The following is a 13667-nucleotide window of genomic DNA, read 5'->3' as shown; positions in this document are numbered from 1 at the left end:
AGCTTTTTTTTATCGAGTGTTTACATAACTAAACCATTTCTTTTTCAACTTCAACCTTAGTCATTTTTGAGAGAAGTAAATTCTTAATTCTTTTAAGTAAGATTTCTTCCTCTTGTAATTTTTGAATTTTATTGTCAATCGTATTAGATATTACTTCAAACTTTTGAAAAACAGAATCTAACGGACAAGTAATTGGAAATGTTTCTATATTGTACATTGGTAATTTTGCTTGGACTGCACCAACATTTCTAACTTCAATTTCATTTTGCCCTTGTTTTGATTTAAAATAATGATATAAATAACTAGAATTTAACTTTGTAAAGTTTGTTATTTTCATACAATTCTCTGTCATATTAGCATTATTCAGCGACTTGTTTATTATTTTAATAACACCGATTGTTCCAACAATTGAAATTAATAAATCTCCTTCAGCAACAATATATTTAGCTATTTTAGATTGAATATCATTTTGCACATATTCATATTTATCATTTAAAATAGCAAATTTTTTAGTTCCTAAATCTGCAACTTTAATATAAGGATGATTGTTTATTTTAGAAGTTAAACTGCATCCAGCGGGCATTCTTTTTCCTCCTTTAATATCAGAAAATGAAACCAAAGGTTTCACCTCCCAATCAAAAGGAATCTCCATATCCAATTCCTCATTAAACTCCATCTCTCCACCAGAAGTTTTATAAGGTTTACCTTCCTGATTTGGAAACTCAAAATCTACAAACCAATGTTTATACAATGCTTGTGCAGTTTCTTCTAGTTTTTGGTTTAGGGTTTCGTTTAAAGTAATTCTGTTTACAACAGTATTGTATTCTTTTATAATTTCTTGCTGTTTTTCTATGGTTGGGATTGGTAAATCTATATCACATAATTCATCCCAATCAAAAGTTTCTCTTGCGCTTCCATGAGATTTATAACGAGCATATCTATCAAATTCTGGTCTTCTAAACCACATCATCAAGTATTCAGCATTTAATACTTCACTATCAATAATTTCAAAAACAGTATATGCTTGTGAAACGATAGCTTCATTATAATCCTCTAAAAGAGCAATGGAAATTTTATCTCCATTTCTAGAAGTTACAGGACCATAAGCAAACTGATGCTTTTTTATAATCTTGTAAGTTTTCATATTTGTGCCAACAGTGTTTGCTATGGAAGGCATTAATACTTTTCTTATACTTACACCTAAAAGCCTTTCAACTTTTAAATCTTTATTTCTAATATTAACAGGTTGTATGTATTTTCCTAGTTTTTTATAACTCATACCCTAAGTCTTTAAAAACTGCTAATAAATCTTCTTTAGATTCTGCTTCTTGTTTTAATAAATCAGTCATTTCTGTTTGTAAAGTTTTCATTTTTTCATCAAAATTGATGTTTTCATCTCTGTTTACAAACTCAATATATTTACTAGGTACTAAAGAATAATCTTTCGCTTTTAAATCTTCTAAAGTTGCAGATTTACAATATTCAGGGATGTCTTTATAACCTGCTTCTTTTTGTTGCCAATTATGATAAGTATCTGTAATCTCTTTAATATTATCTTTAGAAAATTGGGTGTATTTTTTCTCAAAAGGCTCTCCTATTTGGCGTAAGTCCATAAATAAGATTTCTTCTTTTCTGTTTCTATAATTACGAGTAGTTTCTGGTAATTTTACGGTACGTTCTTTTTTATTGTTGTTTAAAATCCAAAGTGTCACAGAAATATCTGTAGTATAAAACATTCCTCTTGGTAAAATTACAATTGCTTCTACCAAATTATTTTCAATCAGTTTTTTTCTAATTTTATATTCTTCTCCACCACCAGACAATGCACCATTTGCCAAGATAAAACCTGCAACTCCATTTTGTGAGAGTTTAGACGCCATGTTTAAAATCCAACCATAGTTAGCATTACTTTTTGGAGGTACATCATAGCCTTTCCAACGTGGGTCGTCTATTAATTCATCACTAGCTCGCCAATCTTTTTGGTTAAAAGGTGGGTTTGCCATAATAAAGTCGGCTTTTAAATCTTTGTGTTGGTCTTTGGCAAAAGTATCTGCAGGTACTTCCCCTAAATTAGCAGCAATACCACGAATGGCAAGATTCATTTTTGCTAATTTGTAGGTAGTAGATGTATATTCTTGTCCGTAAATAGAAACTTCTTTTTTGTCTCCTAGATGGCTTTCTATAAACTTAATAGATTGCACAAACATACCACCAGAACCACAAGCAGGATCGTAAATAATACCTTTGTACGGTTCTATCATCGTAGCAATAAGGTTTACAATACTTTTTGGTGTGTAGAATTCTCCTTTTCCTTTTCCTTCTGCTAGTGCAAACTTGCTTAAAAAGTATTCGTACACGCGCCCAACAATATCTTGCTCTTTGTCTTTAAGCGTATCTATATTGTTTATGGTGTCTAGTAAAGCAGCTAATTTGCTTACGTCCATATTTAAACGAGAGAAATAGTTGTCTGGCAACGCACCTTTTAAGGCAGGATTGTTTTTTTCTACGGTATGTAAAGCGGTATCTATTTTTAGGGCAATATCATCTTGTTTGGCATTTTCAATAATGTAACTCCAACGCGATTCTGTAGGTAAGAAAAAGACGTTCTTCATATTGTAGAACTCCTTCATTTCAAGGTACTTTTCTTTGCCTTCTTCTATTAGTTCTTGTTTGCGTTCTTCAAACTTATCACTCGCAAACTTTAAGAAAATTAAACTTAAAACGACGTGTTTATATTCTGATGATTCTACTGTTCCACGTAATTTATTTGCGGAATCCCACAATGTTTCTTCTATGGATTTTGTCTTTTTTGTGGTTGCTTTTTTAGCCATTCTTTAAATACTATTTTTCACGGTTACATATTGCGCTAACTTCATTCCTTTACTTATTTCTGATCCAAAAGATTCTGGAATATTGGCAGTTTTTGCACTCTCTTTTTTACTAAACTTACTTTATTTTAATTCTTCAGCGTATTTAATTCCGAATAAATGAATCATGGCAACAGCCTCTCCTTTTGGCGCATTATGATACATGTCGCTTAATGCTACGCCTAGTTGGTTGATAGTCATATTTATTATTTTTAATTTATAGAATAGAAATTTTACTGTTCTTTTAGCAAAAGTTTACAGCAGTAGCATTTTTTTTGTTAAAAATAGTCAAAAGAAGCGAAATGCAATTACGGAAACGCATAAAACTATAGCTGTAGAATTTATATGGTGTCTATATGAATAGATATTTTGAATAAACAATAAGAAAACACCTACTTATAGGTAATTTTTAAAGGGATTCTATCTGTACTTTTACGAAAAGGTATTATCATGAGCAAAATAAATATAAATTTCGATGTAAGTAAAAAAGATGCTGCTATGTTTATAACATCTATTGAGTACGTAATAAACAATACCAGAAACCAATCAGCAAAAAACCGTTTGTTTAAAATTTTAAAGGAAATAAAGTTTGATTATTGGAAGGACGACAAAATATTACTTTTTGTAAGCAAGATATTACAAGGTGTAACCAATGAGCCTATTTATATAAATTCTTCTTTAAGAGAGCATTTGGCAATAAACCCAATTTGGATTGGAAATACCCTTTATATAGCATGCAATAATATTGTTAAAAAATTAATGCTGTTAAATGGTAAAAACAAGCCTTTTGTAAAAATAACTCCACAACAGGCTGGTAAATGTGACGTTGTAAATGATATCATTAATTTAATAAGAACTACTTATGACAATGCGTAACCTAATATTTACATTATTTTGTATTATTTCTATACAATTTGTATCAGCACAAGATGGTTGGAAAAAAGGAGTTTCTATAGGACAAGCTTCAGATAATTCTTACACAAAATCATTACCCGCACAATACATTGCAATTTACCCTTCTGATGCAACATCAAGCAATTCACAAAGTATTAACGGTTTTGTAGGGCTTGACTTTTATAAGACAAAGAATGAAAGACAAGCAATAAAGCTTTCTATTTCATACGAACTACATAAAAATAATCTCATTGACAAAGAACAAAACGTATATCAGTTTGGTGTTTCTATAGGAAATATTTTTAGTCTATCAAAAAGCATGACTCCATCTTATCTTTTAACTGATATTTCCATAAAAAAGTCTGAAGATAAAGTTGAGGATAAAAAAGGAATGCAATATCTTGCATATGCGTCCTTCACTTGGTCTAAAGTTTATAAAAAAGGTTCTTTTTTGAATTATCTTCAACCTAATAGGATTTATCCAGGAAACCAAAGAACAAATATACCACCAACAGATTCTAAAAAAGAAGAAGCAAAAAAAATGAAAGAGTATAAAAAAGTTGATTGGTCTAATTTAAAAACTTCGGATATTATTCAGATTAAACATAACCATGCAATTGGCTTAGAAAATATTGCTTATGAAAATTTAACAATGTATAGTGCCAGTTTTAATATTGAAGTGTACCCTTTTAGCGGTCTTTTATACTCTGCTTTGGGAAAATATCAATTCTTGAAATTTCATTATAACATTTCCCATAGAAATACCTTAGGCAATTACTCAGGAAACCTTTTTATTGGAAACCTTATAAAAAAAGGAATTTCTTTAAACTATAAAATAGACAATAAAGACAAGACTGTATTTTCATTAGGATATGAACATGCACAAGGAGGTAACCCATTAAAAGGACTTAAAGACAATACATTTGGTCAATTAACTATTGGAGCTAAAGTAAACTTATAAAATATTTTTGAGATTTATTTAGAATTTAAACACTCTCTAATCCATTGCATAAAAAATCTTCCAAATCACAATTGTAAAAACCTTTATCATTTAACTCCTTATCACTTAAACCGTTTCTCATAGCTCAATTTTTTACAGACAAGTTTGGATTGTTTAGTTTCTTAACTTTTTAGCTGAGATAGTTTTTGCTTACAATTGCAATAGTTTTCCTTTTCTAGCAATATTTTTACATTATTGGTGCAATACTTTTGTGATACAGTTGCAATACTAATTGCAATACTAATTGCAATAGAGCTGCAATAGAGCTGCAATACCAGTATTGCAATCCTTATATATTTATCATTAAAACCCCATTTTACTGGGTTTTTAGATGTCCCCATGCCTGCAATACCAGTATTGCAATTAATAATTAGATACATTATTCAGTTTGCAATAATGAAAGAATGTTGCAATACTAAAACCATATTTATTTTTAATGCAATGATTGTATTGCTTTTCGGTATCTGTATGTTTATACTTATTACTCATTTTACTTAGAGTATGAAAATACGCTCTACCGTTTTCTTCAAACTCATTTGCAATACTACAGCCGATTGAAAACCAATCTTCATAACTCAGTGCGATATCAATACTTTTTTCTTGAATTATGTTTAGGTTTTTTTCTACACTGTTTTTAACTGAAATTGAATTGTTTGTTTGGTAATTTTTTATTGTAATTCTGGTGCTTGTTTTTGGTTTTAAAATTTGTGTAAATTTTGTTGCGGAATGATTAAAATAGGCATTATCATCAAAAGAATAACCTCTAAGTCTTGAAACGTCTTTGCAGCTTTTATCAATAATAATTCCCAAGTTTTTAAACTTTAGATATAATGCTTCAAAATGTTGTTTGTGTTGTTTAGTATTGCTGATAGCAATTAAACCCCAGTAACCTTTTCCAGAAACGGATAAACCACAATAGGCAACTTCTTTTATTTTTCTGATTTCATTTTTTAAGTTTTCATAGTTTTTAATATGTAAATTGTCTTTGTAATCAATGTCAAATTGGATAAATCCAGAATGTTTAATAAGGTTTTTTGCGCATCTTTTAGAAAATGTTCCACTAGGTGTAATTGCAGGAAGTTTAGACTTTAAATTTTTTTTGATTGCTTCATCTGTGGTGTGCCTTATTTTTTCTACTTCTAAGCAATACTTTTTTGAGTTTAACCAAACTAATAAATTTACTTCTTTAGGTTCTGTTGCTTTGTAGTTTGAAAATGTACTTATGTTGATGTCTAATATTGATTTTTGTTCCATAATTATAAATAAGATTTAAAGGATTGTTAAGTTGGTTAGTCAAGTTTGTTAATTGATTAACCAACCTGTTTGTAGGGTAGGTCGGTTGGTTGTATGTGTACACATACCTTTGACTAACTAACCCTAAATCTATCAGAAAGTTTAAAAGGTTCTTGCTGATTATTTCTGACTATCATTTTACTTGTCTCATAAAAAGTTTTCCAATCTCTTATTATTGTATTTCCAATATTGATAGTGTGTTTTGCTAAAGTGTCTTTTAGAAAACGTTGAAAATCTGTGCTTAACATTTCTGTTTTGTTCTTAAAAACTTCATTTAAAATAGTTTTGTGAACATCTTCATCTACGTCTCTAGGTAGTCTTATTTTTTTTTCAGAATTAGTATTGCTGTGATTGTAATCAACAAAGTATGGTAATCCATTATCATCAACTGAAAAACATATAGGTTGTATATCAATTCCTCTACTATGTGATGGAGTTACGGTTGAAATATCTCTGTCTTTTTCTACAGAAAGTACGGTTTCGGCTTTTTGTAAAATAATACTACCTAAATGTCCTTTTGCGTTATTGTCTCCTTTGTTTTGATGTACAATTGTAATTAAATGAATGTTTAGTTCGGCAGTCCACTTCATTATATCATTTACGATGCTAACGGCACTTTCTTCATTATTGTAGCCAACGATTAAGTCTGCAATACCATCAATAACCACTAGTTTTAAGCTTTTTGTATTATAAATGGCTTCCTTAATAATTTCAGCTCTTAATTTTGGGGCATAAGGCCTTAGGCAAAAACACCGATAATACTTTTGACTAATTTCTTTATCGTCAATAAGAGAGATTATTCTTCTTGATACTTTTTGAGTGTGGTACTCGCTTTGTTCTGTATCAAAATGCAATACTGTTGTATTCGGAATTTCTGTTTTAATTCTTTGAAAACTCCCATTATCATCTAAAGCTGCTGCAATTAGAATAGATAGGAAAAATGTTTTTTTACTCTTGGATTTACCAGTAATACAAGAGAAGTTTCCTAAAGTACCGTAAGAAATGTTATCAATACTTAATACTGTTGGTGGTTTTTCAATGGCGGAAAATGGATCTATTTCCGCCTCTGTTAAAAGTTGTTTTATTGATTTAGATTCTTGGTTTACTCTATTGGTATTTAAACTTAAACCCTCTTCAATATTAACTTCATTTTTAGTATCTTGCACTTGATTTTTAACCGAATCTTGGGTGCTGTTTTCAGTGCCCTTTCCTTTTTTTGATTGCTCCATAACTAATTATTAATTTTAGTTAATGCGTTTTCCACTTCGCTGAGCTTGTATCTTTTTTTATTAGAAATTCTGTAAGCTGTTAAGAGGTTTTTGCGGGTCCAATCATCTACTGTTACTAAGCTGATGGAGAGTATTTCTCCAACTTGTTTTCTGGTTTTCCATTCAGTGGGTTTTTGAGGCTGGAAACGTTCTTTAAAAGGTGCGAAGATTTTTTCTACCGCTGTAGAAATGCTTTCTGCTAATTCTTCTGGATTAACATTGTGTACTTGTGTAATTTTTTTATTGCTCATAACTATATTATTTTATTGTTATGGCAAATTTCACTAGTTTAAACATGGATAACCTTACATAGAAATGTTAGTTTATTACATGAAAAAGTTTTTATCTAATATGGGTATATTCAAGTAAAGTTTGAATCTTCTTCAAAAAATTCTTGAACCGCCGGCTCATGAGATGAACCATTAGATAAACGGTCAATATCTAAATCATACTCTATATTTATCATATTTTTAATAAAATCATTTTTATCAACATTGTATTTAAAAACATTTTGATCTTTAAAATCTTTATCTGTTGAAATTTTATAGAATGCATGACACAAAGGTTGAAATTTCCGAGAAACAGGTTTGTTGTTTTTATCTACAGCATTTAATTCGTGTAAAAATTTTTTAAATATGTTTTCGGATTTTATGTTTTTAAAAATTGTAGGGTAGTTAGATGGATCTTTAGTCTCAGTTCCAGAAGACGATTTAGTTTTTTCTTCTTCTTTGTTTTTTGAGGCATTTTTTAAAATATTTAATGCTTCTATGTTTTTGGTGCAGAAACATAATATCTTCCTAGAAATCCACAATTTTGAGCAATAATTAAAGGATTCAGTGCCATTCTCTGGAAAAGAGATACCTAGTAAATAATCAAGAATGTCTTTAGGGTTTTGGTGAAGGAAAAATTGTTTGATTTTAATAAAAGCTTCATCTTCATTTGAAATTTTTATAAAATCTAATTCTTTCTTATTGTTTAAAGATTTTATTGAGTTTTTATAAAGTTTTTTTAAGTACTTTATTTTCTCTTTTTTAGTTAAAAGCTTTTCTAAATCTATTTTATTGCTTGATAAAACATCACCTTGATAATATCCGTTAAATAATTCATTAAAAGACATGTCAAAAAAGTTTATGTATTCATCTATTATGTCTTTTTGAATGTCATAAGTTATTTTTTGATGTAGAATAGTTAAACCAAAAGAATTTATATTTTCAAGGTAAAAGGAGTTTTCTCTTTTTGAATAATTTTTGTCGCTAGTAAAAAACAATTCATTGTCAATTAGATATTGTTTTTTTTGAGAAACACTAAAATTTTTGAAAAGAAAATAATCAATAATTGCTGAATATTTTAGTTGACTGTAATTAAATTTTTTTTCTGTCATTTTATTTTTTCTTTAAAAAAACTGTTTTCTGAAATCTTTAAAGCTCTTTCGTCATCTGTAATTTTTATGTAATTCAAAAAAACTTTTTCTGAAGTATGTCCACTAATTGCCATGATATCTAAAGTAGGCATGCCTGAAAAATAGGCATTGGTGCAAAACGAGCGTCTTGATGTGTGATTTGTTATCAGTTCGTGCTTTTTCTTTGATTCTGTAATTTCTTTTCCGCCTTTGGTCTTCGTTATTATAATATCTTCGTTTAATTTTGCTTTTGCTGCAATCTTTTTTAAGGCTTTATTTATATGCTGTTCTGGCATTCTTTTAGGAGGACTTCCTTCGTTCTTTTTTAAAATAACTTCTACAATTGGGTGAATGGGAATTGGTAGGTACTTGTTAGTTTTTTTTACGATGATTCTAAAAAAACGTTTGCCGTTACTTACATGGATATTGTCTTTGGTTAGACCATTAAAATCAGATACTCTTAAACCAGTATATGCACCAATGATAAATAAGTCACGTGCTATGTTTAGTGTTGGGTCATCGCTGTAGTCAATATCAATAATTTTCTTTAACTCAACTTCATTTAGGTATACTTGCGTAGATTTTGCGCTAGGTTTTATAAAGCGCTTACTTTGAAAACTTAAATTTGTGTTTAGGTTTTCTTCAGTGGCGGCATTCATAAATACTTTTAGTTGCTTAATGAACTTTCCAATTGTGTTTAAAGAGAAATCTAAACTTTCTAGGTACTCAATAAATAGACCATAGAAATCCATGTTTATAGATTCAAAAGTAATTGGATAGCTATATTTCTGTTCAAAGTCTTTAAGTAAATCTAATGTTCTTTCATATTCTTTTATAGTTCGGTTAGAAAGTGTTCTACCAGTGCTATCTATAATTCTGTTTTTTGATTGGTCGATAAACTGTCTTGAAAAAGTGTAGAATGTTAGTTTTTTTTCTATTGTTTTTTTACCAAAGTAAATATCAATATCTTTTTTGAGTTGTATTTCAATTTCAGTCGCCTCATAAGAGTCGTATTCTGTAATTTTTTTTAGAACAAAACTTTTAAATTCAGATAATTTTTTATTGATGTTATCTTTAATTTTAGAAACGTTACTCATGTTTCTAACTTTCTGATTTTTATCATCCCAGTATTTTGGATGAATTTTTAATTTTGTAGCACCTCTTATTCTGCTTTTTGCAGATAGATTTATAGCGAAATAGATAGTAACAAATTTTGTTGCTTTCTTGTCTCGAAGAAGAAATTTAACCGAAGCCATGAAGTAATGATTTTTAACCATATCAAAGATAGTTAAATATTTATTTGTGTCGGTATTTGTGTCGGTAATTTACCTGTTTGCCTTTGTTTGTCTTTTTTCAATTTTGTTAAATATCCTTGTTACCCCTTTGTTTAAAGGGATATATGTAGAGTTTGAAAAAGTGTGGAAAAGAAGCAATTAGTCCTTGTAGGCCAACAAAAAAGTCCTAACAAATTATATTTGTTAGGACTTTTTACTTTTTCGTCCTTTTTTGTATTTTTGTTTATCAAGAAATTTAAAGTATTGCAAAGATGAAAGAATGGATTTTTACAAATATTGAAACACTTCAATTTATAAGTATATCTGCTTTAGGTGTTTACATAACGATCGTTTTACTTACTAGAATCTTTGGCAAACGTAGTTTTTCTAAAATGTCTAGCTTTGATTTTGCTTGCACAATTGCTATTGGTTCTATTATTGCATCTACATTATTATCTAAATCGGTTTCTTTATTTGAAGGAATTTTCGGACTCACCATTGTTTATTTACTTCAAGGAATTACCGCTTATTTAAGAAAGTTTAAATTTTTTAGAAATATAGTTGACAATGAGCCATTATTTTTGATGAAAAAGCAAGAAATATTATGGCACAATATGAAAAAAGCGAACGTTACAGAGGGAGATCTAAGAGCAAAATTAAGAGAAGCAAATGTACTTCGATTATCGGAAGTAAAAGCGGTTGTTTTTGAAACTACTGGAGATATTTCTGTGCTCCATTCTTCAAAAAATGAGGAGATAGCAGAGTGGCTTGTCAAAGGTGTTTTAGAAAAATAGATCAATATTTAAGTGCCTAAAAAATAGAGATACCGTTCATATAAATAGCATTCAAGCAAAGGAATACGTTTTTGAAGCTCTATTTTTGTACGGTAACACAGCATATTAATCTTTAAAATCTAAAAAATATGAAAGTACAAGCTTATTTAGCATTCGACGGAAACTGTCAAGAAGCATTAAATTTTTACGGAGAATTATTTAACGCAGATGTAGAGAACCGAGTTACTTATGAAGATAAAAAAATAGATGTTCCTTCTTCATATAGAAAAAAATTACAACACGCAGAATTAAAAGGAAAAGGCATCGCTTTTATGGCATATGATGCTGCACCAGACACTCCAATAAACTCAGGAAACCAAATACATTTAAGTGCAGACTTTAATGATAAGGAAGAGGCAGAAGATGTCTTTAATAATTTATCTGGTAGTGGAATTGTTCATCACGAATTTAGAGAAAGAGAATGGGGTTTCTTCGGAAGGTGTACAGATAAATACGGCATTAATTGGATGGTAAATGCTAGAAATTAATTTATTATTTCATTCAATATAAAATAGAAAAAATGGATTGTAAGAAATTACAATCCATTTTTTATGAAATTTTTAGTCTATTTTTAACCTTAAAATTTATTGGTGTAAGTTGTTTTTTTACAACCTATTATCAATAATACTCTGCACCACTTCTGGATTTAATAGGGTAGAAACATCCCCCAAATTATCCATTCCATTGGAAGCTATTTTACGTAAAATACGTCTCATGATTTTCCCAGAACGTGTTTTTGGTAATCCATCAGAAAATTGAATTTTATCTAATTTTGCAATTGGCCCAATATGTTCTGTAATAATTTGATTGATTTCTTTTCTCAAATTATTATGATCTCTACTTTCTCCTACATCTTTTAAAGTTACATAACCATACAATGCACTTCCTTTAATATCGTGAGGAAAACCTACAATAGCACTTTCTGCGACTGCTGGATGTTCATTTATTGCATCTTCAATTGGTGCAGTTCCTAAATTATGACCAGAAACAATAATTACATCATCTACTCTTCCTGTAATTCTATAATAACCAACCTCATCTCTTAAAGCACCATCACCAGTAAAATACATGTCTTTGTACGCAGAGAAATAAGTTTCTTTATAGCGCTTGTGATCTCCCCAAATGGTTCGGGCAATACTTGGCCAAGGAAATTTAATACACAAACGTCCTTCTACCTGATTTCCTTTTAATTCTTTTCCGCTTTCATCCATTAAAGCAGGTTGCACTCCTATAAAAGGCAACGTTGCGTACGTTGGTTTTGTGGGTGTTACATACGGAATTGGTGTAATCATAATTCCGCCTGTCTCTGTTTGCCACCAAGAATCTATAATCGGACTCTTCTTTCTACCAATATTATCGTTATACCAATGCCATGCTTCCTCATTTATGGGCTCTCCAACAGATCCTAGCACTTTTAATGAAGATAAATCATATTTACCGACCAACTCTGTACCTTGTTTAGCCAAAGCTCTAATTGCGGTTGGTGCGGTATAAAATTGATTTACTTTATGTTTGTCTACAATCTCCCAAAAGCGTCCGAAATCTGGGTAACTTGGCACGCCTTCAAACAATACAGTGGTTGCTCCGTTTGCTAACGGGCCATATACAATGTAAGAATGACCAGTAATCCATCCAATATCTGCCGTACACCAATATACATCATCATCTCTGTATTGAAATGCATTTTTAAAGGTATATGCTGTGTACACCATGTAACCTGCAGTTGTATGCACCATTCCTTTAGGTTTTCCTGTAGAACCAGAAGTGTATAAGATAAATAACGGATCTTCTGCATCCATAATTTCTGCATCACACACGGTAGAGGCATTGTCTAACAAAGGTTGTAACCACTTGTCACGACCTTCTTTCATGTGAATATTAGACTTAATTCTTTTTGCAACTAATACTGTTTTTACACCAGGACAGTCTTCTAAAGCCTCATCAACAATTCCTTTTAAGTCGATTGTTTTTGCGCCTCTATAAGAACCATCAGAAGTAATGACCATTTTACAATCAGAATCATTAATTCTTGTAGACAACGCTGTGGATGAAAACCCTGCAAAAACGACAGAATGAATCGCGCCAATTCTAGCACAAGCTAATAATGAAATGGCCAATTCAGGAATCATAGGAACATAAATACAAACTCTATCTCCCTTTTGAACCCCGTGTTCTTTCAATACATTTGCAAATTGATTTACCCTTTGGTGCAACTGTTTGTACGTAATATGTTCTGCTGGTTCATCCGGATTATTAGGTTCGAATAAAATAGCCGTTTTATCTCCACGAGTTGCTAAATGACGATCAATACAATTTTCTGTAATGTTTAATTTTGCACCCTCAAACCATTTTATTTCTGGTTTAGAGAAATCCCAATCTAAAATTTTGTCCCATTTTTTTCTCCAAACAAAATGCTCTTCGGCAATTTCCTCCCAGAAATTTTCAGGTTCACGAATCGATTTTCTATAAACTTTATAGTATTCTTCTAAATGTTTTATGTGGTAATTGCTCATAGAGTAGGTAGTTTTAAGTTTTCTAAAGGATGTTTTTTTAGAAAAGTGAGATTATAAATTGGGGTATTTTTAATGATTTACAAATTATGAAATTATTTTTTTAATCTCATTGATAAATCTTACAGCCAAATTATCTGCTGCTTGTTGTGATTTTGCTTCTGTATAAATTCTAATAATTGGCTCTGTATTCGATTTCCTTAAATGAATCCATTCTTCTGCAAAATCAATTTTTACACCGTCAATTGTGTTTACATCTTCATTATTATAGGTAGCTGCCATGGTCTCTAAAATCTTGTCAACATCTATTTCTGGTGTCAACTGAATTT

Annotated in this window: 11 protein-coding genes and 2 pseudogenes; 4 read left to right on the top strand and 9 right to left on the bottom strand. The window is 30.2% G+C overall.

All coding sequences use genetic code 11. From position 1 onward, the window contains the following. Positions 1-28: 28 nt before the first annotated feature. Positions 29-1279 carry a restriction endonuclease subunit S gene (locus ES045_RS00070; protein WP_147110485.1) on the bottom strand — a complete coding sequence of 417 codons (1251 nt, stop codon included), beginning with the start codon at positions 1277-1279 and terminating at the stop codon, positions 29-31. Beyond that, positions 1269-2831: a type I restriction-modification system subunit M gene (locus tag ES045_RS00065; protein WP_147110482.1), complete on the bottom strand. Its 1563-nt coding sequence runs from the start codon at positions 2829-2831 to the stop codon at positions 1269-1271. Before ES045_RS00065 ends, ES045_RS00070 begins: the two co-directional genes overlap by 11 nt. Positions 2832-3317: 486 nt before the next feature. Between ES045_RS00065 and ES045_RS00055 the strand changes: the two genes are divergently transcribed. Beyond that, a complete protein-coding gene (locus tag ES045_RS00055; RefSeq protein WP_147110479.1) occupies positions 3318-3743 on the top strand; it encodes a hypothetical protein in 426 nt (141 codons plus the stop codon). Further along, positions 3736-4722 (top strand): hypothetical protein, encoded by a 987-nt coding sequence (locus tag ES045_RS00050; protein ID WP_147110476.1) that lies wholly within the window; start codon positions 3736-3738, stop codon positions 4720-4722. Before ES045_RS00055 ends, ES045_RS00050 begins: the two co-directional genes overlap by 8 nt. Before the next feature lie 402 nt (positions 4723-5124). Here ES045_RS00050 and ES045_RS00045 read toward each other — a convergent pair whose 3' ends face one another. The 5 genes from ES045_RS00045 to ES045_RS00025 form a co-directional block, all read right to left on the bottom strand. Beyond that, positions 5125-6015, bottom strand: a complete 891-nt coding sequence (locus tag ES045_RS00045) for a BT4734/BF3469 family protein (protein WP_147110474.1) — start codon at positions 6013-6015, stop codon at positions 5125-5127. Positions 6016-6128: 113 nt separating this feature from the next. Further along, the gene (locus tag ES045_RS00040; protein WP_147110471.1) at positions 6129-7283 is read right to left on the bottom strand and encodes an AAA family ATPase; all 1155 of its coding nucleotides are present in this window, start codon (positions 7281-7283) and stop codon (positions 6129-6131) included. Positions 7284-7285: 2 nt separating this feature from the next. Continuing rightward, positions 7286-7573 carry a helix-turn-helix domain-containing protein gene (locus tag ES045_RS00035; RefSeq protein ID WP_147110468.1) on the bottom strand — a complete coding sequence of 96 codons (288 nt, stop codon included), beginning with the start codon at positions 7571-7573 and terminating at the stop codon, positions 7286-7288. 110 nt (positions 7574-7683) lie between these two features. Then, complete coding sequence (locus tag ES045_RS00030) at positions 7684-8703, bottom strand: hypothetical protein (protein ID WP_147110465.1); 1020 nt, start codon at positions 8701-8703, stop codon at positions 7684-7686. After that, positions 8700-9977 (bottom strand): tyrosine-type recombinase/integrase, encoded by a 1278-nt coding sequence (locus ES045_RS00025; protein WP_189662985.1) that lies wholly within the window; start codon positions 9975-9977, stop codon positions 8700-8702. Before ES045_RS00025 ends, ES045_RS00030 begins: the two co-directional genes overlap by 4 nt. A gap of 290 nt (positions 9978-10267) precedes the next feature. Here ES045_RS00025 and ES045_RS00020 point away from each other — a divergent pair, with 290 nt between their 5' ends. Beyond that, complete coding sequence (locus ES045_RS00020; protein ID WP_147110459.1) at positions 10268-10789, top strand: DUF421 domain-containing protein; 522 nt, start codon at positions 10268-10270, stop codon at positions 10787-10789. A gap of 128 nt (positions 10790-10917) precedes the next feature. Continuing rightward, complete coding sequence (locus ES045_RS00015) at positions 10918-11316, top strand: VOC family protein (RefSeq protein WP_147110456.1); 399 nt, start codon at positions 10918-10920, stop codon at positions 11314-11316. Positions 11317-11433: 117 nt separating this feature from the next. On the opposite strand, the pseudogene acs reads toward ES045_RS00015, so the two are convergent. Next, positions 11434-13344: pseudogene (gene acs / locus ES045_RS00010) on the bottom strand (acetate--CoA ligase); the annotation flags it as partial. Positions 13345-13425: 81 nt separating this feature from the next. Beyond that, a pseudogene (locus tag ES045_RS00005) lies at positions 13426-13667 on the bottom strand (phosphoglucosamine mutase); the annotation flags it as partial.

Source organism: Polaribacter sp. IC073 (assembly GCF_007997075.1).
In the GTDB taxonomy this organism is placed as follows: Bacteria; Bacteroidota; Bacteroidia; order Flavobacteriales; family Flavobacteriaceae; genus Polaribacter.
The sequence above is the reverse complement of the archived record's forward strand: the minus strand, read 5'-3'. Positions and strand labels throughout refer to the sequence as shown.

Coding starts and splice junctions, on each gene's coding strand:
- ES045_RS00020 (WP_147110459.1), top strand. CDS start 10,268: ATGAAAGAATGGATTTTTACAAATATTGAAACACTTCAATTTATAAGT.
- ES045_RS00030 (WP_147110465.1), bottom strand. CDS start 8,703: ATGACAGAAAAAAAATTTAATTACAGTCAACTAAAATATTCAGCAATT.
- ES045_RS00015 (WP_147110456.1), top strand. CDS start 10,918: ATGAAAGTACAAGCTTATTTAGCATTCGACGGAAACTGTCAAGAAGCA.
- ES045_RS00050 (WP_147110476.1), top strand. CDS start 3,736: ATGCGTAACCTAATATTTACATTATTTTGTATTATTTCTATACAATTT.
- ES045_RS00070 (WP_147110485.1), bottom strand. CDS start 1,279: ATGAGTTATAAAAAACTAGGAAAATACATACAACCTGTTAATATTAGA.
- ES045_RS00025 (WP_189662985.1), bottom strand. CDS start 9,977: ATGGCTTCGGTTAAATTTCTTCTTCGAGACAAGAAAGCAACAAAATTT.
- ES045_RS00040 (WP_147110471.1), bottom strand. CDS start 7,283: ATGGAGCAATCAAAAAAAGGAAAGGGCACTGAAAACAGCACCCAAGAT.
- ES045_RS00045 (WP_147110474.1), bottom strand. CDS start 6,015: ATGGAACAAAAATCAATATTAGACATCAACATAAGTACATTTTCAAAC.
- ES045_RS00055 (WP_147110479.1), top strand. CDS start 3,318: ATGAGCAAAATAAATATAAATTTCGATGTAAGTAAAAAAGATGCTGCT.
- ES045_RS00065 (WP_147110482.1), bottom strand. CDS start 2,831: ATGGCTAAAAAAGCAACCACAAAAAAGACAAAATCCATAGAAGAAACA.
- ES045_RS00035 (WP_147110468.1), bottom strand. CDS start 7,573: ATGAGCAATAAAAAAATTACACAAGTACACAATGTTAATCCAGAAGAA.